The sequence below is a fragment of the Nocardioides soli genome, assembly GCF_014191495.1.
Classification (GTDB): Bacteria; Actinomycetota; Actinomycetes; order Propionibacteriales; family Nocardioidaceae; genus Nocardioides; species Nocardioides soli.
The window spans coordinates 93,652-119,201 of the sequence record NZ_JACHWR010000004.1; the positions used below are offsets into that span (position 1 = coordinate 93,652).

The 25,550-nt window shown below is 69.1% G+C and carries 21 protein-coding genes; 14 read left to right on the forward strand and 7 right to left on the reverse strand.

What is annotated here, in order from left to right; translation table 11 throughout:
• Nucleotides 1-763 precede the first annotated feature (763 nt).
• From FHU40_RS23360 to FHU40_RS23380, 5 genes are all read left to right on the forward strand, one after another.
• Nucleotides 764-1,012 carry a hypothetical protein gene (locus tag FHU40_RS23360; RefSeq protein WP_183594910.1) on the forward strand — a complete coding sequence of 83 codons (249 nt, stop codon included), beginning with the start codon at nt 764-766 and terminating at the stop codon, nt 1,010-1,012.
• Between the two features lie 86 nt (nt 1,013-1,098).
• Nucleotides 1,099-5,559: an Mce/MlaD family protein gene (locus FHU40_RS23365; RefSeq protein ID WP_183594911.1), complete on the forward strand. Its 4,461-nt coding sequence runs from the start codon at nt 1,099-1,101 to the stop codon at nt 5,557-5,559.
• 426 nt (nt 5,560-5,985) lie between these two features.
• Nucleotides 5,986-6,249, forward strand: coding sequence for a hypothetical protein (locus tag FHU40_RS23370; RefSeq protein ID WP_183594912.1), 264 nt, complete (start codon nt 5,986-5,988; stop codon nt 6,247-6,249).
• Between the two features lie 53 nt (nt 6,250-6,302).
• Nucleotides 6,303-7,646, forward strand: a complete 1,344-nt coding sequence (locus FHU40_RS23375) for a hypothetical protein (RefSeq protein WP_183594913.1) — start codon at nt 6,303-6,305, stop codon at nt 7,644-7,646.
• Nucleotides 7,647-7,904: 258 nt separating this feature from the next.
• Entirely contained in the window at nt 7,905-8,189 is a 285-nt protein-coding gene (locus FHU40_RS23380) for a hypothetical protein (RefSeq protein WP_183594914.1), read from the forward strand.
• 561 nt (nt 8,190-8,750) lie between these two features.
• Here the strand turns inward: FHU40_RS23380 and FHU40_RS23385 are convergent.
• The 3 genes from FHU40_RS23385 to FHU40_RS23395 form a co-directional block, all read right to left on the reverse strand.
• Nucleotides 8,751-8,957, reverse strand: a complete 207-nt coding sequence (locus FHU40_RS23385) for a hypothetical protein (protein WP_183594915.1) — start codon at nt 8,955-8,957, stop codon at nt 8,751-8,753.
• A 258-nt stretch (nt 8,958-9,215) separates the two neighbouring features.
• Entirely contained in the window at nt 9,216-9,782 is a 567-nt protein-coding gene (locus tag FHU40_RS23390; protein ID WP_183594916.1) for a hypothetical protein, read from the reverse strand.
• A gap of 70 nt (nt 9,783-9,852) precedes the next feature.
• Nucleotides 9,853-11,427: an ATP-dependent DNA ligase gene (locus FHU40_RS23395; protein WP_183594917.1), complete on the reverse strand. Its 1,575-nt coding sequence runs from the start codon at nt 11,425-11,427 to the stop codon at nt 9,853-9,855.
• A gap of 60 nt (nt 11,428-11,487) precedes the next feature.
• On the opposite strand from FHU40_RS23395, the gene FHU40_RS29750 reads away from it, so the two are divergent.
• Nucleotides 11,488-12,513 (forward strand): phosphatase domain-containing protein, encoded by a 1,026-nt coding sequence (locus tag FHU40_RS29750; RefSeq protein ID WP_183594918.1) that lies wholly within the window; start codon nt 11,488-11,490, stop codon nt 12,511-12,513.
• Nucleotides 12,510-13,475: a 5'-3' exonuclease H3TH domain-containing protein gene (locus FHU40_RS23405; RefSeq protein ID WP_183594919.1), complete on the forward strand. Its 966-nt coding sequence runs from the start codon at nt 12,510-12,512 to the stop codon at nt 13,473-13,475. The genes FHU40_RS29750 and FHU40_RS23405 overlap by 4 nt, the downstream gene beginning before the upstream one ends.
• A gap of 27 nt (nt 13,476-13,502) precedes the next feature.
• On the opposite strand, the gene FHU40_RS23410 is transcribed toward FHU40_RS23405, so the two are convergent.
• A complete protein-coding gene (locus tag FHU40_RS23410) occupies nt 13,503-14,372 on the reverse strand; it encodes an LLM class flavin-dependent oxidoreductase (protein WP_183594920.1) in 870 nt (289 codons plus the stop codon).
• A complete protein-coding gene (locus FHU40_RS23415; protein WP_183594921.1) occupies nt 14,365-16,086 on the reverse strand; it encodes an LLM class flavin-dependent oxidoreductase in 1,722 nt (573 codons plus the stop codon). Before FHU40_RS23415 ends, FHU40_RS23410 begins: the two co-directional genes overlap by 8 nt.
• A gap of 86 nt (nt 16,087-16,172) precedes the next feature.
• Between FHU40_RS23415 and FHU40_RS23420 the strand changes: the two genes are divergently transcribed.
• On the forward strand, nt 16,173-16,670 hold the full coding sequence (locus tag FHU40_RS23420) for a MarR family transcriptional regulator (RefSeq protein ID WP_183594922.1): 498 nt from the start codon (nt 16,173-16,175) through the stop codon (nt 16,668-16,670).
• 7 nt (nt 16,671-16,677) lie between these two features.
• On the opposite strand, the gene FHU40_RS23425 is transcribed toward FHU40_RS23420, so the two are convergent.
• Nucleotides 16,678-17,463, reverse strand: a complete 786-nt coding sequence (locus tag FHU40_RS23425; protein WP_183594923.1) for an enoyl-CoA hydratase/isomerase family protein — start codon at nt 17,461-17,463, stop codon at nt 16,678-16,680.
• Nucleotides 17,464-17,517: 54 nt separating this feature from the next.
• On the opposite strand from FHU40_RS23425, the gene FHU40_RS23430 reads away from it, so the two are divergent.
• Nucleotides 17,518-18,447, forward strand: a complete 930-nt coding sequence (locus tag FHU40_RS23430; protein ID WP_183594924.1) for a DNA-3-methyladenine glycosylase family protein — start codon at nt 17,518-17,520, stop codon at nt 18,445-18,447.
• Nucleotides 18,448-18,643: 196 nt separating this feature from the next.
• Here the strand turns inward: FHU40_RS23430 and FHU40_RS23435 are convergent, their stop codons facing one another.
• Nucleotides 18,644-19,903, reverse strand: a complete 1,260-nt coding sequence (locus FHU40_RS23435; RefSeq protein WP_343058009.1) for a phospholipase D-like domain-containing protein — start codon at nt 19,901-19,903, stop codon at nt 18,644-18,646.
• An 80-nt stretch (nt 19,904-19,983) separates the two neighbouring features.
• On the opposite strand from FHU40_RS23435, the gene uvrB reads away from it, so the two are divergent.
• The 5 genes from uvrB (at nt 19,984) to FHU40_RS23460 (ending at nt 25,547) form a co-directional block, all read left to right on the forward strand.
• On the forward strand, nt 19,984-22,104 hold the full coding sequence (gene uvrB, locus FHU40_RS23440; RefSeq protein ID WP_183594925.1) for an excinuclease ABC subunit UvrB: 2,121 nt from the start codon (nt 19,984-19,986) through the stop codon (nt 22,102-22,104).
• Nucleotides 22,105-22,124: 20 nt separating this feature from the next.
• Nucleotides 22,125-22,538 (forward strand): VOC family protein, encoded by a 414-nt coding sequence (locus FHU40_RS23445; protein WP_425490216.1) that lies wholly within the window; start codon nt 22,125-22,127, stop codon nt 22,536-22,538.
• A 231-nt stretch (nt 22,539-22,769) separates the two neighbouring features.
• Nucleotides 22,770-24,056: an MFS transporter gene (locus tag FHU40_RS23450; protein WP_183595076.1), complete on the forward strand. Its 1,287-nt coding sequence runs from the start codon at nt 22,770-22,772 to the stop codon at nt 24,054-24,056.
• A 68-nt stretch (nt 24,057-24,124) separates the two neighbouring features.
• The gene (locus tag FHU40_RS23455) at nt 24,125-24,925 is read left to right on the forward strand and encodes an NPCBM/NEW2 domain-containing protein (RefSeq protein WP_183594927.1); all 801 of its coding nucleotides are present in this window, start codon (nt 24,125-24,127) and stop codon (nt 24,923-24,925) included.
• Between the two features lie 61 nt (nt 24,926-24,986).
• Nucleotides 24,987-25,547: a hemerythrin domain-containing protein gene (locus FHU40_RS23460; protein WP_183594928.1), complete on the forward strand. Its 561-nt coding sequence runs from the start codon at nt 24,987-24,989 to the stop codon at nt 25,545-25,547.
• The last annotated feature ends 3 nt before the right edge of the window (nt 25,548-25,550 follow it).

Sequence of the window (25,550 nt, forward strand, 5' to 3'; positions counted from 1 at the left end):
GGGAAGCGCGTTCAGGCGCGCACAGTCGAGGCAGCTCACCAGTTCATCCTCCGGGTCGTAGACATGTACGGCTACCACGGCAGAAGAATCATCGCCGGCACAAGGACGATGGCTGCCGAGTTGAACCTCAAGCAGGACACTGTTCGCAAGTATCTCGCTATCGCGGAGGCGTGCGGGTGGATTGATGTTGTCCAGGAGGGCCGGTCCGCGCCACGACTCGAGGACCGTAGGTCAACGCACTACCAGATACGAGAGTGGTGGAGCGCAAAGCCTCGAAGTCTTGCGCAGTTCAGTGTGATACGGGCTGTGGATCGTGGAAACGACGGCTTGGTGCTTCAATCGCCAGGGCAGCCACCCTTCTAGTGCCGCACGCAACGGCAAGGTATTCAGTTGACCTTCGGTGAACCAGACTTGTGGCCCTTAAGGGCCCAAACGCTTGCATGCCCCAATCAATGAATAACTAGGAGTATCTCTATTTCAAACTATTCTCAGACCAGATCGAGTTCTCCGCACGCTGGCAGGGGACTTCACCACCTACCTGCCGGTGAGAATCCGGATCGCACCCCGGTCCGTCTTGCTGAGATCCGTAGTACGTCAGAGATCGGCTGGCTCAAGCCAGTCCTCGGCTACCCGGGATCTCGTGATGAGCAGGTCGCATGTCGCTGCCGGTGTGGAGTCCTCGTCGCTCCTCGCGCTGGCGCAATCGCAGATGGCAAGGTGCGGTCCTGCGGCCTGCTGTCAGACACGACCGAGGGTGGTGGGCATGGTCGGCACTGACTATCGCGAGTTCGCGCCAGAGGACATCGACCACCTGTATGGCAAGTACGGCGTCTGGCTGCCTGAGGCCATGCCGGCGTGGATGGAGGCGGGCGTGCTTCCGACCGAGGTCGGGCTGATGCTCGGTCTACACCTGTTTGGCCTCACACCGAAGATGCTGCCGCTTGTGTCCATCGGGGATGAACCGATGCTCGACTACATGCGACGAAGCATGGCCGCGGAGTGTGCCGAATAACTCGCGCCCTCTAGGCACCTATCTCCCAAGCCCCTGCCGGTGCAAGCCCGCGGGGGCTTCTTCATGCCCCAGGAAGGGGGTGACGAATGTCCAACGCAACGATCATCGGCGAAGTCGCCGTCAAGGTCCGTCCCAGCACGGACGGCTTCCGAGGCGAGGCGAAGCGTGAGCTCACCGCGATCGAGAAGGTGCTCCAAGACGTACGGGTCGACTTCGAGGTCAACATCGAGAAGCTGATCCATGACACGCACGATGCCGTCGACAAGGCGCAGCGTCGTGCTGGTGAGATTGAGATCGGCGTAGGCCTCGGTCAAGCCGGTAAGAAGGCGGTACAGGCTGAGCTCGCTGCTCTGACCCGTCGTCGCAAGGTATCGATCGCTGCCGACCTCGATAAGGCCGCCGCCGCGAAGGTCGGGTCCTCTTTGGCCGCACTTTCGGGCGCCCGAGCGCTCCATGACATGGGTGACGACTTTGCCCAGTGGGCCGGCGAGCTCGACAGGTCGGTCCCCAAGATCGCAGGGGCCACACTCGCGGTCTCAAACCTTGGTGCGGCTCTCGCTGGGGGTACCAGCAACGTCCTGGCCTTCTCCAGTTCACTGGCGTCGACCGCGGGAGCTGCCCTGGCGCTTCCGGGCATCTTCGGCGGGCTCGCGATCGGTGCTGGTGCGACGTTCGCGGTGCTCAAGGACTTCAACGAACAGCTCCCCGAGGTTCGAGAGAGGCTGGGAGACCTCCAGGACTCCATGTCCGAGAGGTTCTGGTCCCGAGCCAAGGAGCCGATCCGAGAGCTCACCGATGAGCTACTGCCGGAGCTTGAGAGCAACCTCGAGCGCACGTCTGATTCGCTTGGCGGCTTCTTCGCTGACCTCGCCGGTTCAACCCAGGACCGGTTTGGTGGCGAGCTGCGCACGATGTTCGACGATCTCAACGAGTCCATCGACATTGCGAGCACCCGCACCGACGCCTACGCCGGCATCCTCGAAAAGCTCGGCTCGGTGGGTGCTGGCAATCTGCCGCGGCTCGCTGAGTGGTGGGGTGACCTTAACGAGCAGTTCGATGACTGGCTGGGCCGCAAGGGTCGCGCTGGACTCCAGGAGTACGTGGATACCGGCATCGACGCGCTGCAAGATCTCGGCACGTCGATCCGCTACGCGAGCAGCACGCTCTACGGGCTCGCTAAGGCCGCTGAGGCAGCCGGAGGTGGCTCTCTGGGTGCCCTGGCGGGCGTGCTGGAGGATGTCTCTCGCACGGTCAACGGCAGGGAGTTCCAACAGAACCTCACGGGCGTCTTCGAGGCCGCACACCTGGCCATGGACGGCCTGACCGACGAGGCTGGACCCAAGTTCCGCAGTCTGGTGCTCCGGATCGCGGATCTGCTCCAGACGACGCTCCCGCAGGCTGGTCAGACGGCCGGCAAGGCGCTCGGCGGCATCTTCGACGCTCTCGACCGTCCTGCCCTCCAGAATTCGCTCGAGGGAGCCTTCGACAAGCTCGACACGGCTGTTGACAACCTCACCCCGTCCCTCGACGGCGTATCGGATGCCCTGGCCGGGATCATCGACGTAATCGGCGACGTGACTGTGAATGTGTCGCGCGGACTCGCTCCGGCGCTCGATACGGCTGCCCCTGCGGTCGAGCAGCTCTCCGATGACCTCGGTCCGCTGGTAGATGCTCTGGGCGATCTGCTGGTCAACGCTGTCGAACTGGCGTCGCCGTTGGTCGACGATCTCGCGACCGCTACCGGCTCTCTGGCCGGCGAGGTCGCTACGGTTATCCGCCCGATCAACGCCTTCGTCGATCTGCTCCAGGAACTCCCGGCGCCGATCACTGGCGCCATGGGGCACCTGGCGTCGATGGGTCTGCTCGTCGGTGGGGCCATGTGGCTCGGGGTTGCTGCCCGAGCCAAGGTCGCTTCCTTCGCGACCAGCATTCTCGACGCCGGCATTGCCGCGGGTCGCGCAGAGGGCGCCTTCGTCCGCACCGCTGCTGCGGCTGAGAACGTCGCGGGTCGGATGACGAAGGGACGTACGGCACTCCTCGGTGCCAGCCTGGCGCTCGGCGGCATCCAGACCGATAGCGACGGCGCCAACCAGGCGCTCGGCGTGCTCTCCAGCACCGCAACCGGCGCCGTGATCGGTTCCGCGTTCGGTCCGGTCTGGGGAACGGCCATCGGTGCTGCCGGTGGCGCTCTGGTCGGCCTGATGAGCCACACCAACGACTCGTCGAAGGCGATGGACGACGCGGCCAACTCGGCATCGCGCTACGTCGACACGCTCAACCAGCTCACGGGCGCTACCACCGAGTCGACTCGCGCTCGGATCTACGACAACTTGGAGCAGTCCGGGGCGCTCAAGGTCGCTCAGGAGTACGGCGTAGCCGCACGTACCGTCGTGGATGCCGTAGTCGGCCAGAAGAAGGCACAGGCCGAGCTGGGGGCCGTCATCGCGACGACTCGTGCAGAGGCCGAAGGCTACGGCCAGATGGCCGCTCAGATCCTTGCCGACTCCAACGGATCGATGTCGGCCGCGCAGGGCAAGCAGTACCAGCAGTGGCTCGACCTCCAGAAGCAGTACGACGCAGCAGCGGACTCTCTGGAAGCGCAGACCGGAAAGCTGCGCGAGGACACCAAGGCGATGCGTGAGCGTGCCACTGCGGTGGTCAACTACGCCAAGCTGTTCAAGGGCGACGGAATCCCGAAGGCGGTCATCACCCGCTTCGAGGAGCGGGGCATCCCGGCCACCGCGGCGAAGATGGCCCGCCTCGCGAGGAAGTACGACCTGCTGCCCAAGCAGGTTCGCACGATCATTGAGGAGACCGGCTCCGAGGTCTCGTTCAAGCGGGTGAAGCGGCTCCTCGAGCAGCTCAACGTCGTCGACAGGACCAGGGCGAACCCTGAGGTCTCCGTCGACACGGCACCCGCCGAGAACCGCGTCAAGGACACCACGAACCGCGTCAAGGATCTCGACAAGATCACCGCGACCTCCAAGGTCAAGATCGACGACAAGGCCACCAAGCCGATCAAGGACGTGCGCCAGCGACTCACTGAGTACGCGGCCGTGCACGTCAAGGCCACGGTCGACATCAACGATCTGGCCTCCGCGAAGATCGCTGCAATCCGAGCGAAGCTCGACGGCCTCCGAGACAAGACGGTCACCGTCAACCAGCGCACGATCGTCACGGGTGGTCGCAAGGACCGGATGCTCCTCGGGGCCGCCGAGCCGAAGGCCACGATGGCTGACGTCGCGGACATGTTCGCGAAGACCACGTCGATGTGGCTCGACTTCGCCGCCAGCATGCGCCGGACGATTCCGGAGATCACCGCGTACTGGCTCAAGGGTCTCGACGCCGGCATCGCCAACGTCTACGAGCAGATCGACAAGACGATCGGTAAGGCTGAGGCGAAGCGCGACAAGGCCCGCAGGAAGCGAGACAAGGAGCGCCAGAAGCTCGACCAGTTCAGCAACAAGGTCAAGGCTGCTGAGGCTCTGGTCAAGTCGCGCCAGAAGAACGTCGACAAGGCTGCCAACGCGGAGGCTCGCAAGCAGGCCGAGAAGCAACTGAGGGCCGCGAGGGCTCAGCTCGCAACTGCACGGGCACACGCTGCCAAGCAGCAGGAGATCGTCAACGGCGCCAAGGAGCAGGTCAAGGCTGCGAACAAGGCGCTGGCGGCTCAGCGCAAGCAGTCGATCGCGTGGCAGGCCCAGGCAGCCGCGCTCGAGGAGGCGCTCGGAGCGTACGAGCGGGTCAACGATCAGCTCAACGATGCGGTCAGCAACCTTGAGGCGCTCCGCGAGGAGGTCAAGTCCTACAAGCGGGGCCTGGCCGATGCGTACCAGAGCACGGCGTCCATCCTCAACGCCGGCTCGTCGTTCAACTCGATGCGACGGTTCCTCAATCGCAACATCGAGCAGCTCACCGAGTACAACGCCGGCATCGAGCAGCTCATCGGCATGGGACTCAACGAGACCGTGCTCGACCAGATCGCTCAGGCGGGCCCTGACGCCCTCTACTGGATCCGATCGATCCTCAAGGAGGGCCAGCTCGGCGTTGACGAGCTGAACGCGCTCTGGGGTCAGGTCGAGGGTCTCTCGCTCGACACGGGCGAGGCGGTCGGAAACTACGTCTTCGTCGACGAACTCGCAGCGGCCTCCGCTGAGGTGGACCGGCTGTACAACGAGCTCATCGCGATGAAGAAGCCGATCGAGGACGCGACCAACGCCCTGCTTGGCGCAATCGCCGCGAGCGCGGCCAGGAATGCGGAAGCGGCCATGGCCGAACTCCGCAATCTCCAGGCTGCATTCGAGGAGCTGGCGAAGGCAGCGGGCGTCCCGGTACCCGCCCCGCCGACCTCTGGCTCCGGCAGTGGCGGCGGGGGCAAGGGCAAGCCGAAGAAGCCCAAGAAGCCGAAGAAGGCGAACACTCCGAAGTCTGCGACAGCCGCCCGCTCGTCTTCGCAGACGCTCATCTACAACGCCGCCCCCGGCAAGTCCCTGTCCTCCGAAGAGGACCTCTGGGACGCACTCGGACGGGCGCAAGGAGGTTGGTGAGCGGCGATCTCAGGCACGAACACAATTGAATAGAGCAACACCCGCCAGACCGGTCTCCTGTGCGCTCACAGCGGCGTACACGGGGCCGGTCTGGCGTCTCAACAACACACCAATTAATAGGAGTCCGTAACCCTTGAATACGACAAGCAAAAAGTCAGAAGTCAGCCCTGACGAGATCCATCGGGCGTTCCATCGGATGGAGCGGAACGCTGCCTCGATCAAACGACAGTTTGAGGGCTTCGCGGAGAAACTCATCGAAGCCTACCGAATCCGAGAGATCGAAGCTCTTGTGAATAACGAGGGCGATGTCGACGTGGAAGACGAAGTAGTCTACGGGAAGATGATCGAGATCTACAGGATCTTGCCCCCGTCCTGTTCGACGGGATGCACATCCTGCGGAGCGTTTGTGCGGGACTGGCGCAACTAATGACCGACGACTACGACACCCACGCACTACTGATCGAGAACGTCGCACTCAAGCACAAGCTCCCAGACGAGCTGGCCGACGCACTCAAGGGCGATACCCGCGAGGAACTGGATGCCCACGCCGCCGTGCTCGCCAAGTTCGCTCCGCAGAGCGACGAGGACGCGTATGAGGACGATCCGCCGCTCGAAGGCGGGGGCATGCGCCAGCCGACGTGGGACCCGCTTGCAGAGGCTCGCGCGGCCCGTGCTCGTCGTCGCTGGTAAGCGGCCAACTCGCAACTCAACTCACATCAGATATGCCAGGAGGCAACAACCACGTGAGCAACAAGCGCTTTGAGACGATCATCCGCGAAGCCGAGGAAGCTCAGCGGCCCAAGATCGAGCAGGACCAGCAGGACTACGCCACCGCGGCGGGCATTCTTCCGAGCGTGATTCGGGAGTATGACGAGACCCGGCTTCTGGCGCCGACCATCCGGGGCTACTGGGCGGCGATGCTTGACACTTACACCGCCGACGACTACGCCAGGGCGCAGGCATCAGAACTTCGCGCGAAGGAGCGGGCCAGGGGAGCCCTTGGCAGATTCAAGACTGCGGAGCGCAAGCGACGCGGATTGCGGACCAATCTGGCGGAGGTCGCTGCTCGCGTCATTGGTCGAGCGATGCCAGGGGTCCCAGTTCTTTCAACCTTCGCCACAATTCCGACGAAGCCCCGAGAGGCCGACCTTCCTGTCGCGGTGGTCACTCAGACAAAACTGCCGGAGTTGAGTCCGGAGGGTGTGGAATATGGCGAAGTCAATGTCACATACTACTTCTCGAAGATCCACGTTGGCCTTGCGAGCAAGCGCATGATCGAGCAAGCAGCAGAGGAGCTCGGGCTTAGCGTGACGTGCGTAGATGAGCGCAGGAGTGTGGGTGGCAACAGTGACAGCGCCCGTCTGGAGGTGACAGCTCATCCAGACTTGCCCTATTACGACGTCGTTCTTGACGCCCACTCCAAGCGACTGGGGCACGCGATTGCGGAGGACATCGCAGCAGCAGATGTTGTCAACGGTCAGGTCTACGGTGACTTGAGAAGTGGCCTCCTGCGTTCATCACTCATGACCGTGCTACCCGATGAGCTCCTCACTTCTGAGACCGTTGACGATGACGGCAAGCGTACGGTGACGATCGAAGCGAGCATCCTGCTAGACACTCTCCGCCATCCCGATCCAGGGAGCATCCGAAACACCGCGTCGGATGTGACCGCACGTCTCGTTGGGGCGGTTATTCCTGACCTTGGGCGAGTCGAGTGCGTTGAACTGCTCTCGACCGAGGGTCATCGATTGGAGGTCGCTGACGGGCAGGTAATGAGTCGGATTGCCGCCGCGGAAGGTCGTGCTAACTTTCCTCCGGCAAGGAGAGAAACCGGTGACATCGAGTCCCGGCGCGGAGGTATCCAGCTCATCATTCGCGGCGAAGTTGTATCTTCTGCTGTCGAGCACGAAGCTGATGCGCGCGCCAAGGATGAACTTGCACTTAACGTCGCAGACCTCACCGAGCTGGTGCGGGGAGTCGAACGCGAATTCGCCCGAGAGACCCAACTTCTAGCGATGAACCCAGGAGACTGGGAGCCTGTCCGGGAGGATTGGCGGGAGCACGACTATGCACGGGGGCTCCGCTGATGTGGGGTCAGACGACCAGTCCCGACGAAGACATGCTCCTGTTCGACGGCCTCTGTGTCTGGTGCGAGCAGCCGATGGACGAGGTCTCCATCATGGAGAACAACCGCGTGACCTGTTCTGATCGTTGCCGACAGGCTCGGAGCCGCGCCAACCGCGCGCGCTGACAGCAAGACGAAGCCCCGCCTAGCAATCGCGCTAGGCGGGGCTCTTTCGTCGTTTCTGGGACATTCGGCGGGGGAGTCCAGTAGGAACGCCGGCATGGCAGTTAACTACGTGCGCGATAGCGCTCAGGGTCTTATCAAGAACTTGATCCTTGGGGGGATCGGCTTGGCAATCATCGGAGGCGCTATCGCCTTCCTCGCATGGCCGGGCACCGAAGTTGCCAGTTCCGCTCTCGGCGACGTCGACACCGAGGAAACCGGGAACGCGGTTATCGCGGCGATGGGTGCAGCGGCAGCCTGGGCAGGCAACCTGCTCCTACTGGTCGGGCTGGTCGGGTGGGGCGTCAGGCTCGGCAATGAGGCCACTCTGCGCAAGTCTTGATCGCTCCATCCGGTCGCGTCGGGACGCGAGGATCGCCATGCGGTGCCCCCGGATCTGCTCGTCGGTCTGGGGAGGGGCGAGTGCGTCTTGCTCCAGCACAAACCGACGCTGCTCCGCAGGAAGCTTCGCCAGCAACCTCTCCCGCTCGGTCGGTGAGTCAGTCATCGGACTCACGCCGGTCGACCTCGAACAACTTCGCGACGATGGCCGCAGTGTCTGGGTCGACGGGTCGCCGGACTCGGTTGGCTCTAGCGGCGGGCAGGTTGGCGAGGATTCCTTCAACGGTCATCATTACTCCACTTTTCCATCCGGCGACTTGCGAGGGTTGAACGGTGGGGCGTCAGCTAGTCCGGCGTACTCTCTGAGTGCTCGACGCACGACATCGGAGATTTTCTCTCCGTTCTCGGCAGCCTTCCTCTTAGCAGCCTCCCAGAGCTCATCGGAGACCCGGATCACCCGATTGGTGGTCACTCCAACTCCGCGCCCCCCCTGACTGCCGCTCGGCCCTTTCCGTGGGTGGCTCATCTCCGATACTCCTTGCCTCTCAAGGTCGGGGCGCGGTCACTTCATAACCTGCACCTCGGTCCAGTGAACTCCGATCCGCTCTGCCACAAGCCTGGCATCAGCCTCAGCCTCCGGCCCCGTCGCGTATCTCTGGCGCCGGATCTCCGCGTATTCGGCGTCGGTCAGCATTGGCGGCAGACCTCGGCTGGCACGGCGCTCCGCTGCCCACTGAAACGACTTCTCACGGGGCGTCAGGGTGTCCATCGGTTGCGTCCTCCAATTGTAGGTGCATATGCACTTGATGAAAGGAAGGTAGGTAATGCATATGCATCTGTCAAGCCGTGAAACTTGGAGGGCTGGACCAGTCGGCCCGCGCCGGCGCCACGCCACATCCAGGCGCACGCAGGAGGAGCAGGGGTGGGCTATGACCCGCGAGCTAACCGGCACCCCTACCGGGGGGTCTTAGCAGACGAGGTTCTGCCACGGTTTCCAAGTCGCTGTGACAGGGCGTTGAACGCGGGCCTAATTGAGGTCGGAGAGGCTTGGAGGTGTCCGGAAGATGCGTCTCCGCTTCGGTCGCCGCATCCAAGCTTCGAGCCTGAGCCGATGGAGTTGGCTCTTCCTGAAATCTGGATGAAAGCTCAAGATGCCAGACTCGTCCCGGAGCCAGTAGAGGCTCTGTGCGTCCCTGAATGACACTGCGAGCCGCACGTCATCGATCATGTGTGCGACGTCGTTGCCGGTGGTCCAGTTCCAACCGTCCGGATAAGGCAACGGGGTGTCGCCGGGCGGCAGGATTGGCAGACTCATCGTCTGGTGCATCTCCGGCGATCCCTCGGACCTGTAGAAGACCGTGACGTCGTAGACCGGCACCGAGCTCCCGTTGCGGGCGACTGCCTCCCAGGTTCCGGTACTTTGATCTCGCACCCAGGCTGCGATGAGTGCTGCCTGCTGTGCCCGCCGATCCTCGTCGTACAACGCGTCGCGTCGCTGTTCGACATGCAGACTCGAGACAGCAGCAACGCCGGCCGCGATGGCGGCGCACAACGCGATCCCGCTGACAATCACGTTGGCCCATTCCGCGCTCACGAACTCATCCTTCCAGCGCGAGAGCGCCACGGGCGGTCAACCGTCACTCGCAGGTGGTACGAGTCGCAGACTACTGTTCCGGCCGCGGCAAGAACGTTCGAACCGTCTCAATCGTGTCGGCATCCTCGGGGCGCTTGTCATCGCGATACCGGACAACGCGCGCGAACCGAAGGGCCGCCCCTCCGGAGTACCGAGTCGAACTCTGCACGCCGTCGAACGCGATCTCAACGACCTGCTGTGGCCGGACATAGACGACGTGCCCCTCGCGATGCGTCTCAAGCTCGAGGAACGTCTTGGTCTGCCACGCCAGCATGTCGTCAGTCATTCCCTTGAAGGTCTTCCCGACCGGCACCCATCCTGTTGGTATATTCGTTCTCTCCAACGTCTTGCCGAGCATCACCAGCTCGCCGGTGGCCGGGTCGCGGGCGCCGAGGTGGATGTTGGAGAGCCAGCCCCGGCGGCGGCCCGAGCCCCACTCGACCGCGAGCACGACGAGGTCGAGGGTGTGCACGGGCTTGACCTTGACCCACGCGGCGCCGCGCCGGCCGGCGTCGTACGGCGCTGACAGCGACTTCACGACGACGCCCTCGTGGCCGGAGCCGATGGTGTCGCCGAGGAAGGCCTCCGCCTCGTCGGGGGAGGCGGTCACCAGCCGCGGCACCCGGTGCGCCTGCGGCACCAGCCGCTCCAGGGCGGCCGCGCGCTCGGTGGCGGGGGAGTCGAGGAGGTCCTGGCCGTCGAGGTGCAGCACGTCGAAGAAGTACGGCGTGACGACGACCCCGTCGGCCATCGCGGTGCGCGACGCGGTCTCCTGGAACGGCCGAGGTCGGCCGGTGTCGTCGAGCGCGAGCGCCTCGCCGTCGAGCACGAACGTCGTGGCCGGCAGTGAGCGGGCGACCGCGACCACCTCGGGCAGCCGGGCGGTGATGTCGTCGAGCGAGCGGGTCGCGACCACGACGTCGTCGCCGTGCCGGTGCACCTGGATCCGGATGCCGTCGAGCTTCACGTCCACCGCCACCGGGTCGCCCGCGCCTGCCTTGACCAGGGCCTCGGCCACCGAGGGCGCCGACGAGGCGAGCATCGGCAGCACCGGGCGACCGACCTCCAGCCCGACGGCCGCCAGGGCGTCGGGGCCCGCGAACGCGGCCCGTGCGACGGCCACGGTCGAGCCGCCGAGCATGGCGGCCCGGCGCACCGTGGCGAGGGGTACGCCGGCAGCGGCCGCCAGGCCCTCCTGCACCAGCGAGTCGAGCGCCCCCTGCCGCACCTCGCCGGTGACGACGCCGCGCAGCCAGGCCTGCTCCGCCTCGGTCGCGCGCCCGAACAGCCGGGTCACCGCGGCCGACCGGGCGGCCTGGGACCCCGCGCCCGCCAGCGCCGCGATCTCGTCGAACGCCGCGTGCACGTCGGCCACCGTCAGCGTGGCCGCCGAGGCCGGGTCGGGCAGCGCGGAGAGGCCGCGCCAGCCCAGGCCGGTGCGCCGCTGGCGCAGCGCCCCGCCGACGTACGCCGTCACCGTCTCGAGCGACCCCTGCGACTCGGCCGCGGCGCGCGCGAGCAGCTCCGCGATCGCGGCGACCTTGGCCTTGCGCGACCGGGTCGCGGCGACGGCCGCGGAGGTGGCGACGACGTCGGCGAGCAGCATGCGTCCATTGAAGCCGACGGCGCCGACAGCGCTGGGCCGTCGACTCCTAGGGTGGGGCCCGTGGGTCGCAAGCAGTGGCTGCTGGTCGAGGCCGAGCGCCGGTGGGACGCGGTGCGGCTGCGCCGCAAGGCGGGGCGGACCCCGGAGAGCTTCCGGATCGACGCCTACCTCGGCCACGGCGGGCCGGAGGGGGTCGTGGTCCGCGGCCGGGTGCTCGACAACCCGCCGCCCACACCGGCGATGGCGGGCGAGGGCCTGGGGGCGGCGCTGCGCCGGAGCCTGGGCCAGTTCGTGACCGACGAGCTGCCCGGCGTACCGCTGCGGGTCACGGTGGGCGACGCCACCGCCGAGGTCGCCACCGACCACGAGGGCTACTTCCGCGTCGAGCTGCGGCCGAGCCGGCTGGACAGCCCCTGGCACGACGGCACGATCGAGCTCGCGGGCGACTACCGCGGCCTGACCGAGCACCGGGTGCCGGTGCGGGTCCGGGTGCCCGGCCCGGACGCCCGCTTCGGCGTCGTCAGCGACGTCGACGACACGATCCTCGAGACCGGCGTGCAGCGGGTGGGCCTGATGCTGCGCCAGACCTTCACCGGCTCGGCGCTCACCCGGACGCCGTTCCCGGGTGCCGCCGAGCTCTACCAGGACCTCGCGGCCACCGAGGACGGCCAGGGCAACCCGGTCTTCTACGTCTCGTCGAGTCCGTGGAATCTGCACGAGTTCCTGGTCGGCTTCCTCCGGCACCGCGACTTCCCGCTCGGGCCGGTGCTGCTGCGCGACCTGATCGGGAGCCACCAGGGCCGGGCCCGCAAGCACGAGCGGATCGAGGAGGTGCTGCGGCTGCACCCGCAGCTGCGGTTCGTGCTGATCGGCGACTCCGGCGAGCGGGACCCGCAGGTGTACGCCGACATCGTGCGCGCCCACCCGGGCCGGGTGCTCGCGGTCTACATCCGCGAGGTGCGGCTCGATCCCGGCGACGGCCGGGTCGAGCAGGTCACCGACGGGTGGGACGCCGACGTGCCGTTCGTGCTGGCCGCCGACAGCGGTGCCGTGCGCGAGCATGCCCGCGGGATCGGCCTGCTGTGACCCTCGAGCCCCGTCTGCTGCTCGCCGTGGACGCCCCGTCGCTGCTCCATCGCAACCACCACGCCCGCGCGGAGTCCGGGCTGCGGGATCTCGGCGACCGCCCGGCGTGGGCCCTGCACGGCATGGTGCGTCAGATCCTCGAGGCGATCGACCAGTTCGCGCCGGATGCCGTGCTCTTCGGGCTCGACGACCGGGAGTCCTCGGTCCGCGCGGCCGCCTACCCGGCGTACAAGGCGGGTCGCGCCGAGAAGGACCCCGAGCTCGTCGACCAGCTCGGACGCGCGCAATCCCTGCTCGACGCCCTCGGCCTGCGCGCCGTGCAGCCACCGGGGCTGGAGGCGGACGACGTCAGCGCGTCGGCCGCGGCGTGGGCCGAGCGGGAGGGCTGGCGCTGCGTCATCGTCACCTCCGACCGCGACGCCTTCGCCCACATCAGCGAGCGCACCCAGGTACTGCGCCTGATCAACGGCGGCATCTCCGGGTCGCCGCTGCTGAACCCGGCCCGGCTGCGAACCCTCTACGGCGTCGCGGCGGAGCACTACCTCGAGTACGCCGCGCTCCGCGGCGACGCCAGCGACAACCTGCCGGGCGTGCCGGGGATCGGCGAGAAGACCGCACCGATCCTGCTGTCCCAGATGGGCTCGATGCGGGCGGTGTGGGCCGACATCGACCACTGCGACGGCGCCAACCTGGTGGCCACGATCGACTCCTACTGCGAGGAGACGGGCCGGCGTCGCATCGGCTCGGCGCTGCTGAAGCGTCTCGCCCCTCGGCAGGCGCGGGAACGGTTCGAGTTCAACCTCGCGATGATGACCGGCCGCACCGACGTCGATCTCGGCCTCACCCCCGAGACCGCGGGCACCCCCGGTCTGCTCCCGCTCGACCCCGGCCGGGTCTCGCGCGTGATCGGATACCTCGGCGTGCCCGCGACGACGCAGCTCGCGCTGCGCGTGCTCACGTGATCGACACGGTACGGCGGGCCGGTGGCCCTACCGCTCCTTCGACACGATCTCCCGCACCGCCGGCGCCACCTCGGCGGCCAGCCGCTCGGTGGTCGCGAGGTCGTCGCCGCCGACGATGAAGCCGCTGATGCCGTGGGTGAGCGCGAGGTCGGCGAGCTGCTCCGCCCAGTCCGCGGACGACGCCGGGCCGGCGTCCATGAAGTTCAGCAGCCGGCGTACGTCGCGGGGTGCGCGGCCGGCTGCGACCGCGGCGTCGTCGATGCGGGCGTTGAGCCCCGGTAGGGAGTCGGCGCCGTCGGGGAGGTAGCTCATGCTCGGCAGCCAGCCGTCGGCGACGGCGCCGGTGAGCTCGAGCATCTTCGGCTTGTAGGCGCCGACCCAGATGCCGATCTCGTGCGCCGGCCGTGGTCCGCGCTTCGCGCCGTCGACGGTGTAGAACTCGCCGCGGTGGTGCACGCCGCCCTTGGTGTCGGTGTCCCAGACCTCGCGGATCACCCCGATGCCCTCACGCAGCGCCCGCACGCCCTCGGCGGGGGTGAGCCGGCGGCCGCCCATCGCTTCGATGCCGTCCCAGAAGGCGCCGGAACCCAGGCCGAGCTCGAGCCGGCCGCCGCTGAGCACGTCGAGCGACGCGGCCGCCCGCGCGAGCAGCGCCGGTGGGCGGAGCGGGAGGTTGAGCACGTTGCCGGCCAGGTGAATGCGCTCGGTGCGCGCCGCGGCGTACGCCAGCAGGGTCCAGGTGTCGAGGAAGGCCGACTGGTAGGGGTGGTCCTGGAAGGTCACCAGGTCGAGCCCGGCCCGGTCGGCCGCCACGGCCAGGTCGAGCACGTGGCCGGCGCCCTGGGCCGACGGCGTCACGAAGGTGCCGAACAGCAGGTCGTGTCCGTAGTCAGTCATGGGGTCCCTCCTGAGGGTCGATGTTGAAGTTGTCCCGGAAGAGGTTCTCCGGGTCGTAGCGCCGCTTGATCTCGCGCAGTCGCGCGAGGGTCGGCGGCGGGAAGGCGTCGTGCAGCCGCTCCGGCCGAGGGTCGGTCTCGAAGCTCAGGTAGAGGCCGTCGAAGTGCGGCGCGAGCGCGTCCCAGGCCGCGTCCAGCCCGGTCCGGTCGGCGCCCATCGCGGTGACCTGGAAGTCCGGCGTGCGGTGGGCGAACGCGGTGGCATCGGCGGGTACGTCGGCGATCGCGCCGCCCATCGTGCGCAGCTGGAAGAAGTGGACGAGCCCGGTGTCCAGCAGCGCGGCCGTGTCGGCGGCGAGCTCCGGCGTCAGGCGGGGTGCGTACGCCGACCGGGTAACCGGCTCGCCGTACCCCCGGTGGCCCTCGGGCCCGACGTCGGCGGCGATCGCCATCACGTCGGCGTAGCGGGCCAGCACCACCTGTTGCCGGGCGAGCGCGCCGATCTCCGCGAACGGCGTGAGCCGCTCGATCACGACCTCGGGGTCCGCCGACTCGACCATGCCGTAGAGCTGGAGCACGGCCTGGTCGCGCTGCGGGCGGCCGGTGACCAGGAAGACGGTGGTGTCCCGGGGCGCACCGCTGGCCACCTCGCCGAAGCGACGGAGACCGTCCGCGAGGTCGGACACGACCACGACCAGCTGGGCCCAGCCGACCAGGTCGACCTCGCTCGCCTCGAACTCGAACGCGGTGACGATGCCGAGGTTCGCCCCGGCGCCGCGGACCGCCCAGAAGAGGTCCGGACGCTCCTCCCGCGACGCGCGGACCCGGCTGCCGTCGGCCAGCACCAGCTCCACCGCGCGCAGCTGGTCGATGGTCAGGCCGTGCTTGCGGGAGAGGAAGCCGATCCCGCCGGCCGTCGCGAGCCCGCCGACCCCGACACCGCCGTAGTCGCCCGAGCCGATCGCCCAGCCGTGGCCGTCCAGGACCGCCGCGACGTCCTTCCAGCGGGCGCCGGGCCCGATCCGCACCAGGTGGTGCTCCTCGTCGATCACCTCGACCTCGTCGAGCGCGCCGACGTCGACGACCAGCCCGCCGTCGTTGGTCGACCGACCGCTCACGCCGTGGCCGCCGCTGCGCACGCCGAGCGGCAGGTCGCGATGGCCGCGCGCGAACGCCACGGCGTGCGCGACCTCCGTCGCCGAGCGCGGCCGGAGCACGAGGCCGGGGGAGCCGCCGCGCAGGTACGTCGAGCTCGCGCCGCGGTACGCCGGGTCGCCCGGCTCGACCGCGGTCGCCGCGAGCGAGGCGGGCAGGTCGTCGTACGCGATGCCCGGGCGGCGGTGCGCCAGGCGGCGCTCGCGCCGGGCGGCGTGGACCGCGGGCGCGTGGCCGTCGACGTCGTCGGTCGAGCGGGCCGGCAGGCGCACGAATGCGGGATCGGCCACCAGCACCCGGCCGCCGCTGAGCGCCTCGGCGCTGGCGAGCGCCTTCGCCGCGACCGCGGGCAGTGGGGAGCCGGGCCGGCCGGTCGCGATCCGGATCCGCTCGGTGCGCCCGGCGAGCCAGACGGCGGTGGTCCACGGGTCGAGCAAGGCGTCCTCTCCGGTGAGCACCACCAGATCGAGGTCCGTGGCCTCGGCATGCCGGGTCAGGGCGGTCAGCTCGTCGAGCGAGAGCTCGCCGAGGGTCAGCTCGATGGCGACCTCGTTCGTCATCCCGAGTTCTCCCTCTACCGTTGTCGCGACAGATCGTATGTGCCACAGACGATCTGCTGAACAACAGTAGCGGGTACGATGTTCCCGTGACCGAGCCGCACGACTCCCATCGCGGGACCGAACCCGCCGAGGACCTCGGCTGGGCCCTCGGCTCGCTGCTGCGCAGCTACCGCGAGCGGATCGGCCCCCTGCTCGAGGACGTGCCCCACGGCCCGCGGGGCTATCAGACCCTCTGCGAGGTGATCCGCGGCGAGCAGCCCAGCCAGCTCGCCCTCGCCACCCATCTCGGCATCGACCGCACCGTGATGACCTACCTGATCGACGGCCTGGTGGAGGCCGGCCTCGTCGAGCGCCGGCAGAACCCCGCCGACCGTCGACAGCGGCAGGTGGTCGCCACCGCGCGCGGCCGTCGGCTGGTCGCGCGCACGTGCGGCCGGGTGGCTGCGGCGGAGGAGGAGGTGCTCGGTGGGCTCGAGCCGGGGGAGCGCGACGTACTCCGCCGGCTGCTCGCCAAGGCCGCCCTCGTCGACGGCCGGACCAGCCACGACCCCGACGCGTGCGCGGTCGTGACCGAGGACGGGTGAGCCGGGCTCACCACCCCGGCGGCAGGCTCGTGAAGTCCGGCTCGCGGCCCTCGGCGAACGCGGTGAGCGCCTCGAGGTTGGCCGGGCCGCCCATCAGCTCGGCGAACGCCGCGTTCTCGCGCTGCCGCGCGGCGTCGATGCCCGCGCGCAGCGGCTCGGTCATGGTCCGCTTCACCGCGACCAGCGACGAGATCGGGCGGGCGGCCAGCACCTCGGCGTGTCGGCGCGCCTCCGGCAGCAGGTCGTCGGGCTCGCAGACCCGCCAGACCAGCCCCATCTCGAGCGCCTCCGCGGCGGTGATCCACTCCGCCGAGAGCAGCGCCCACGCGGCGTCCTGGCGCCCGACCAGCCGGGGGAGCAGGTACGACGAGGCCGCCTCGGGCGCGACGCCCAGGCTGGTGAACGGACACTTCAGCCGGGCGGTCGTCGACATGAACGCGAGGTCGGCGAAGCCGAGGACGGTCGCGCCGATGCCCAGCCCGACGCCGTTGACGGCGCACACCAACGGCTTGGGGAGGTCGACGAGCGCGTCGAGCAGCCCGACGAACCCGTGCCGGCCCGGCACGAACCCGGGATCGGTCGCCCGCGCGTGCATCTCGAGCAGATCGGTGCCGGCGCTGAACGCCCGGCCGTTGCCGGTCAACAGCACCACCGCGACGCCCGGATCGTCGGCCGCGGCGCGCAGCGCGTCGGTCGTCGCGTCGTACAGCGCCTCGTTGAAGGCGTTGAGCGCGTCGGGGCGGTCGAGGGTGAGCGTGCGGACCCGGTTGCGGTCCTCGATCAGCAGCGACATGGGACGAGAATAGAACGTGTTCCAGTGTCGGGGTGCCGGGCTATCCTCACCGGCGTGGACGGACGGGTGCGGGAATGGCGACCCGACTGGCCGTGCCCGGTCGCGTCGGTGCTCGCCGTCCACAAACGGGGCGGCGGCGACCCGACGTACCGCATCGAGGGGGAGCGCCACTGGCGCGGCATCCGTACGCCGGAGGGGCCGGCCACCCTGATGGTCGAGCCGCGTTCGGCCGCGGGCGTCGTGCGCGCCGAGGCCTGGGGACCGGGCGCCGACTGGGCGCTGGCCTCGCTGCCGGCGCTGCTCGGGGCCGACGACGACGTCTCGGGGTTCGAGCCGCGCCATCCCTTGGTCGCCGAGGGCTGGCGCCGCTACGCCGCCTGGCGGATCGGTCGCACCGGCCTGGTCATGGAGGCGCTGACCCCGGCGATCATCGAGCAGCGGGTCACCGGGCAGGAGGCGTTCGCGGGCTTCCGGAGGCTCGTGCACCGGTACGGCGAGCGTGCGCCGGGCCCGAGCGCCGACCGCCGGCTGTGGGTGCAGCCCGCGGCGGCGACGATCCGGCAGGTGCCGTCGTGGGAGTGGCTGCGGATGCACGTCGACCCCGCCCGCTCGCGGGCACTGGTCTCCGCCGCCCGGGTCGCCGACGCGCTCGAGCGCACCGTCGGGCTGCCGGGCGAGGAGGTCGAGCGCCGACTCACCACGCTGCCCGGCGTCGGCGTCTGGACCGCCGCCGAGGTGCGCCAGCGCGCCCACGGCGACCCCGACGCGGTGTCCTTCGGCGACTACCACGTGGCCAAGGACGTCGGCTGGGCGGTCGCCGGCCGCGCCTTCGACGACGCAGAGCTCGCGGAGTTCCTCGAACCGTGGCGCCCGCATCGCGGCCGGGTGCCGGTGCTGCTCGGCCTGGCCGCCGGACGGCGTCCGCGCCGCGGCCCGCGGATGGAGCCGCGCACGCACCTGCCCGCCCGGGTCACCCGCCGCTGAGCGCCACCGTGGTTGGGCGTCGCGGGTTTCGGCTGCTGGCAGCCGAAACCCGCGCGACACGCCGTACCGGACCGGCGTGTCGTGCGGCTTCCGGCTGCCCGGTGGAAGCGAGGGCATCCGGTGGTTGAGGTGTGAGGGCCGCCAGGCCCGAGGCCTCGAAACCCCCGGCCGGTGACCACCTCGACCACCGTGGGCGCTACAGCAGCGGCCGCAGCGGTGCGAGGATCGTCTCGGTGAACTTGCGGTGCAGGTCGCGCGCCTCCCACTCGCTGCGGGTGAGCTCGAGGCAGTTGGACTCGTCGGCGGCGTAGATCCGCTCCATCTCGGCCGCGAAGGCGGGGTCGATGACCTCGATGTTGATCTCGTAGTTGCCCTGGAGGCTGAGCCGGTCGACGTTCGCGGTGCCGACGGTCGACCAGGTGCCGTCGATGGTGGCGGTCTTCGCGTGCACCATCGCGTCCTTGAACCGGAAGATCCGCACCCCGGCGTCGAGCAGCTGGGAGAAGTACCCGCGCGAGATCCAGTCCGCCACGATGTGGTTGGACTTCAGCGGCACCAGCAGTCGGACGTCGACGCCGCGCCGGGCCGCGTCCTTGATCGCGTCGACGAAGTCCTGGTCGGGGCAGAAGTAGGCCTGGGTCATCCAGACCCGGGTGGAGGCGCGGTTGATCGCCTCGATGTACATCGACCGGATCGGGAACATCCACAGTCGCGGCACGTTGCGGTGGAAGCGGATCCGCGGCTCCCAGGTCGAGGCGGTCTCCAGCAGCAGCGGCCGCTCCGACGTACCGATCCGGCGTCGGCGGTTGAGGTTCCAGAAGTCGGCGAACGCGCGCTTGAGGTCCCACACGCCCGGCCCGGTGATCTGCACGTGGGTGTCGCGCCACTCGGTGGCGTACGCCGTGCCGATGTTGTAGCCGCCGACGAAGCCGACCGCGTCGTCGACCACGAGGATCTTGCGGTGGTCGCGGCCGTAGCGGGCGAGGTCGTAGAACTTCCAGCCGGCCGGGTAGATCGGGTAGCGCAACACCTTCATGGTCGGCGGGAAGCGCTTGAACCGGGGGGAGACGACGAGGTTCGCGAAGCCGTCGTAGATGCAGTAGACCTCGACGCCGCGGTCGGCCGCGGCGGCGAGCGCGGCCTTGAACCGCTCGCCGATCTCGTCGCCCTTCCAGATGTAGGTCTCGAAGAGGATCTGCCGCTCGGCCCTCTCGATCGCGTCGATCATCGCGTCGTACAGGTCCTGGCCGAAGGTGTACGGCGTGAGCGCCCCGTCGCCCACGGCCACGTCGCGCGGCGGGGTGACCGGGAACGGCTTGGGCCGCTTGCCGCGGCGCCGGTAGGAGTCGACCAGCGTCATCCCGAGGGCGAGCGCGAGCTGTGCCCCGACGATGGTCAGGAGGGTCCGGCGGAGCAGCCGCAGCAGTCGATCCAGCGGCAGGCGGTCGTCGGTCACGGGTCAAATCTATCGACCCTCGTCGAGCCGCCGGGATCGGCCGTCGGGCGATGTCGGTGGGCCGGTCTAGGCTCGACGGCATGCGACCAGTGACCGACCTCGAGCGCCGGGTGGCGCCGTTCAAGGTCGTCTCCGACTACCAGCCCTCCGGCGACCAGCCGGCCGCGATCGCCGAGATCAGCAAGCGCATCCGGGGCGGGGTCGAGGACGTCGTGCTGCTCGGTGCCACCGGCACCGGCAAGACCGCGACCGTGGCGTGGGTGGCCGAGCAGCTGCAGCGCCCGATGCTCGTGATGCAGCCCAACAAGACCCTCGCGGCGCAGTTCGCCAACGAGCTGCGCCAACTCTTCCCCGACAACGCGATCGAGTACTTCGTCTCCTATTACGACTACTACCAGCCCGAGGCCTACGTCCCGCAGACCGACACCTACATCGAGAAGGACTCCTCGATCAACGAGGAGGTCGAGCGGCTGCGGCACTCCGCGACCAACAGCCTGCTGACCCGGCGCGACGTGATCGTGGTCAGCACCGTCTCCTGCATCTACGGCCTCGGTACCCCGCAGGAGTACGTCGACCGGATGGTCCGGCTCAAGGTGGGGGAGGAGCACGACCGCGACTCGATCCTGCGCCGCCTCGTGGAGATCCAGTACACCCGCAACGACATGACGTTCACCCGCGGCACCTTCCGGGTCCGCGGCGACACCCTCGAGATCTTCCCGGTCTACGAGGAGCTGGCGGTGCGGGTCGAGTTCTTCGGCGACGAGATCGAGCGGCTGATGACGCTGCACCCGATCACCGGCGAGGTGGTCACCGACGACACCGAGCTCTACGTCTTCCCGGCCACCCACTACGTCGCCGGTCCGGAGCGCATGGAGCGCGCGATCCAGGGCATCGAGCTCGAGCTGGAGGACCAGCTCGCGACCTTCGAGCGGCAGGGCAAGCTGCTCGAGGCGCAGCGGCTGCGGATGCGCACGACGTACGACGTCGAGATGATGCGGCAGGTCGGCTCGTGCGCGGGCATCGAGAACTACTCGATGCACATCGACGGCCGCACCCGCGGCTCGGCGCCCAACTGCCTGCTCGACTACTTCCCCGAGGACTTCCTGCTCGTCGTCGACGAGTCGCATGTGGCGGTGCCGCAGATCGGCGGCATGTACGAAGGCGACATGTCGCGCAAGCGCAACCTGGTCGACCACGGCTTCCGGCTGCCCAGCGCCATGGACAACCGGCCGCTGCGCTGGGAGGAGTTCCTCGACCGGATCGGGCAGACCATCTACCTCTCCGCGACCCCGGGCGACTACGAGCTCGACAAGGTCCAGGGCGACACCGTCGAGCAGATCATCCGGCCGACCGGGCTGGTCGACCCCGAGGTGATCGTCAAGCCGACCAAGGGCCAGATCGACGACCTCATCCACGAGATCAACACCCGCGTCGAGAGGAACGAGCGGGTCCTGGTCACCACGCTGACCAAGAAGATGTCGGAGGACCTCACCGACTACCTCCTCGACGCCGGCGTCCGCACCCGCTACCTGCACTCCGAGGTCGACACGCTCAAGCGCATCGAGCTGCTGCGCGACCTGCGGCTGGGGCAGTACGACGTGCTCGTCGGCATCAACCTGCTCCGCGAGGGCCTCGACCTGCCGGAGGTGTCGCTGGTCGCGATCCTCGACGCCGACAAGGAGGGCTTCCTGCGCTCCGACAAGTCGCTGATCCAGACGATCGGCCGTGCCGCCCGCAACGTCTCCGGCCAGGTGCACATGTACGCCGACAAGATCACGCCGTCGATGGAGGCGGCGATCGACGAGACCAACCGGCGCCGGGCGCGGCAGGTGGCCTTCAACGAGGCCAACGGCATCGACCCGCAGCCGCTGCGCAAGAAGATCGCCGACATCACCGACATGCTGGCGCGCGAGGACGAGTCGACCCAGGCGCTGCTGGAGACCTGGCAGCACATGGACCCGAAGAACCGGAAGGCCCCGGTCCCCGCGCTGTCCCGGATGGCCGGTGGAGAGTCGGGCCAGCACAGCAAGGACCTGGCGGGGCTGCCGAGCGCCGAGCTCGCCCAGCTGATCCAGGAGCTCACCGACCAGATGAAGGGCGCCGCGGCCGAGCTGCACTTCGAGGTGGCCGCCCGCCTGCGCGACGAGATCGGCGACCTGAAGAAGGAGCTGCGGCAGATGATGGAGGCGGGTGCCAAGTGAGCGATGTCCGAGAAGTCCAGGTGACCTTCGACTGCGCCGACCCACGGGCGTTGTCGCTGTTCTGGAACGACGCGCTGGGCTACGAGTTCCCACCGCCCCCGCCGGGCTTCGACTCCTGGGACGCCTTCTCGGAGTCGCTGCCGCCCGACCAGCGCAACAGCGCGTCCGCGTGCGTCGACCCCGGCGGGGTCGGCCCGCGGCTGTTCTTCCAGCAGGTGCCGGAGGGCAAGGCGGCCAAGAACCGCGTGCACCTCGACGTCCGCGCCGCCCCCGGGCTGGCGGGCGAGGAGCGGATGGCCGCGCTCGAGGCCGAGTGCGCCCGCCTGGTCGGCCTCGGCGCGACCCGCGTGGAGCGCCACGAGCCCGCCCCGCCCATGTCCGGAGGACACATCGTCATGCAGGACCCCGAGGGCAACGAGTTCTGCCTCGACTAGCGGGCCCGCGCGGGTGGTTTCGAGACGGTTGCTAGCGCAACCTCCTCAACCACCGGGCGTGCGCCGGTCGTCGGCGGTTTCGAGACGGTTGCTAGCGCAACCTCCTCAACCACCGTGGGCCGGTGGTTGAGGTGCGAGGCGCCCCAGCGCCGAGCCTCGAAACCACTGGACCTGCGGGCGGCCGCCCTGGCGCCGGTCTCGCAAGCCGCCGGGCCTAGAATCGGGGGAGTGATGCAGCCGACCACCACCACGGCGCGTGCCTGGGTGGTGTGGATCGTCGGGCTGCTGGTCTACCTCGTCGCGGTCTTCCACCGCTCGTCCCTCGCCGTCGCCGGTCTGGCCGCGACCGACCGCTTCGACATCTCGGCGTCCCAGCTGGCGACGTTCACGATGCTCCAGCTGGTGGTCTACGCTGGCATGCAGATCCCGGTGGGGCTGCTCGTCGACCGGTTCGGGTCACGCAGCGTGCTGCTCTGCGGCACGGCGCTGCTGACGCTCGCCCAGGCGGGATTCGCGCTCGCGGAGACCTACCCGGCCGCGCTGGTGGCCCGGTTCTTCGTCGGCCTGGGCGACGCGATGACCTTCATCTGCGTGCTCCGACTGGTGGCGACCTGGTTCCCGGCTCGCCGGATTCCGCTGGTCACCCAGCTCACCGGCACCCTCGGGCAGCTGGGCGCGGTGCTGGCCGCGGCGCCGATGACCTGGGCGCTCGGCCACCTGGGCTGGCGCACGGCGTACCTGATCGCGGCCTCCCTCGGGCTGGTGCTGGCCGTCGCGGTGCTGGCCGTGCTGCGGGACTCACCGGCCCACCGCAACCTGCGGGGCCCGGCGATGTCCCTGCGGTCGATCCGGGCCAGCCTGGCCGCGTCGTGGGCCCACCCCGGCACCCGGCTGGGCTTCTGGATGCACTTCTCGACGCAGTTCAGCGCGACCGCGCTGACCCTGCTGTGGGGCTACCCGTTCTTCGTCCGGGGCGAGCACCAGTCCGCCGCGTCGGCGGGCCTGCTGCTGACCCTGATGGTGCTGGCGGTAATGGCCGCCGGTCCGACCCTGGGCTGGCTGGTCGGCGCGTATCCCTGGCAACGGTCCACCATGGTGCTCACGATCGTGACGGCCATCGTCGTCGTCTGGACCGTGGTGCTCGCCTGGCCGGGCACCGCACCGCTCTGGCTGCTGATCGTCCTCGTGATCGTGGTGGGCATCGGCGGCCCGGCCTCGATGATCGGCTTCGACGTCGGCCGCACCTCCAACCCGCACGAGCGGCTGGCCAGCGCCAGCGGCATCATCAACCAGGGCGGGTTCGTCGCCAGCCTGGTGCTGGTGATCGCGATCGGGGTCGTGCTCGACTGGCGTACGCCGGGCGGCAGCGACTACACGCCGTCGGCCTTCCGCTGGGCGATGTGCACCCAGTACCTGCTCTGGTCGCTCGGCCTGGTCCAGATCTACCGGTACCGGGTGCGCACCCGCCGGTTCGTCGACCGCGACGAGCTGGAGGGCATCGTCCGCGCGGTGCCCTGATCCGCAGGTGCCGCTGGGCTAGGGTCGCCGTGCCCACCGGGGCAGCATCGACCAGAGGGAGCACGCCCATGATCACCAGGTTCGCACTCGCCGGGCTGGGCATCGTCCTCGCCGCCGGGCTCACGGCAGCGGCCGCGACGGCCGCACAGGCCCCGACCGAGCGGCGCGCGGCGTACCAGCCGACGCTGAAGGCGAGCAAGACCACGGTGGTCGCGGGCCAGAAGCTGGTGCTGTCCGGCAGGGTCAAGCCCGCCGCCAAGGGCGGCACGGTCGTGCTCCAGAAGCGGATCGAGGGCCGCAAGTGGGCCGTCGAGAAGAGACTGACGATGACCAAGGCGGGCAAGTTCCGCTACGTCGACAAGCCGTCGACGCCGGGTCTCCGGTCCTACCGCGTGATGGTGCCGAAGGCCGGCAAGGTCAAGGCGGGCACGAGCAAGCCGGTCAAGGTCACCGTGCTGCGCTGGGTCCCGCTGACCCAGTTGGCGGTCCGCGCCATCGACGGCACCCGGGCGGGCACCACGGTGAGCATCGGCGGCAAGCAGTACGCCAACTCGGTCGTGTCCAACGCCGGGGCCGCCAAGGGCACCATCGACTGGAACCTCGACCCGTCCTGCACGACGCTGCGCACGCGCTTCGGGGCCGGCGACGACGGCGACGCCGACGCCACCGCCCACGTGACCCTGACCGGCGACAGCGAGCAGCTCTTCTCGGGGCAGTTCATGCTCACCCAGTCGGAGAGCCGCACGTTCGACGTCAGCGACGTCTTCCGGCTGGCGTTCGCGTGGTCCTCGACCAAGGCCGGCGTCCTCGAGCCGCGGGCCGGGGCGATCGCGACGATGGCCGGTCCCGAGCTGCTCTGCGCGATCTGAGCCTGATCCGGCGTCGACCGGCGCAGGTTTGACCCCGGCGCGGGCGGGCTACGTAGCCGTCATGACCAACATCGACCTGGGCCGGCCCGTGCAGGGCGACGTCGTCGACGTGATCCTCGACGACCACCGTCGCTTCGAGGAGCTGCTGCGCGACCTGCGCGACAGCAGCCAGGACCGCGACGCCGTACGCCGCGCCTTCGCCACGCTGCATGTCGCCCACGCCGAGGCCGAGGAGAGGCACGTCTACCCGCAGCTGCGGCGCAAGCGTGCGGTCGGCGAGCACGAGGCCGAGCACGGTGAGGAGGAGCACGCCGAGGGCAACGCCGCCCTGCTCGCCGTGCTCGAGCTGAAGGGCACCGACACCGACGCGTTCGAGGACGCCGTCGAGGAGCTCGCCCGGGTGGTCAACCACCACCTCACCGAGGAGGAGCTGACGATCCTCAACCCCGCGCGTGACGAGGTCGGACCGCGGGTGCGCGCGGACCTGGGCGAGCGGTTCTGCGCCGAGCGCAACCGGCAGATCGACAACGACTGCGGCGCGCTGGCCAACGTGCGCCGGATCGTCTCCGCGGCCCGCAAGGACGGCCTGCTGGACGAGTACGAGGGCCGCGACGACGACTGAGCC

Excerpts from the sequence above, each read along its gene's own strand:
- FHU40_RS23360 (WP_183594910.1), top strand. The coding sequence starts at position 764 with ATGGTCGGCACTGACTATCGCGAGTTCGCGCCAGAGGACATCGACCAC.
- FHU40_RS23365 (WP_183594911.1), top strand. The coding sequence starts at position 1,099 with ATGTCCAACGCAACGATCATCGGCGAAGTCGCCGTCAAGGTCCGTCCC.
- FHU40_RS23370 (WP_183594912.1), top strand. The coding sequence starts at position 5,986 with ATGACCGACGACTACGACACCCACGCACTACTGATCGAGAACGTCGCA.
- FHU40_RS23380 (WP_183594914.1), top strand. The coding sequence starts at position 7,905 with ATGGCAGTTAACTACGTGCGCGATAGCGCTCAGGGTCTTATCAAGAAC.
- FHU40_RS23385 (WP_183594915.1), bottom strand. The coding sequence starts at position 8,957 with ATGGACACCCTGACGCCCCGTGAGAAGTCGTTTCAGTGGGCAGCGGAG.
- FHU40_RS23395 (WP_183594917.1), bottom strand. The coding sequence starts at position 11,427 with ATGCTGCTCGCCGACGTCGTCGCCACCTCCGCGGCCGTCGCCGCGACC.
- FHU40_RS23410 (WP_183594920.1), bottom strand. The coding sequence starts at position 14,372 with ATGACTGACTACGGACACGACCTGCTGTTCGGCACCTTCGTGACGCCG.
- FHU40_RS23415 (WP_183594921.1), bottom strand. The coding sequence starts at position 16,086 with ATGACGAACGAGGTCGCCATCGAGCTGACCCTCGGCGAGCTCTCGCTC.
- FHU40_RS23425 (WP_183594923.1), bottom strand. The coding sequence starts at position 17,463 with ATGTCGCTGCTGATCGAGGACCGCAACCGGGTCCGCACGCTCACCCTC.
- uvrB (WP_183594925.1), top strand. The coding sequence starts at position 19,984 with ATGCGACCAGTGACCGACCTCGAGCGCCGGGTGGCGCCGTTCAAGGTC.
- FHU40_RS23450 (WP_183595076.1), top strand. The coding sequence starts at position 22,770 with ATGCAGCCGACCACCACCACGGCGCGTGCCTGGGTGGTGTGGATCGTC.
- FHU40_RS23455 (WP_183594927.1), top strand. The coding sequence starts at position 24,125 with ATGATCACCAGGTTCGCACTCGCCGGGCTGGGCATCGTCCTCGCCGCC.
- FHU40_RS23460 (WP_183594928.1), top strand. The coding sequence starts at position 24,987 with ATGACCAACATCGACCTGGGCCGGCCCGTGCAGGGCGACGTCGTCGAC.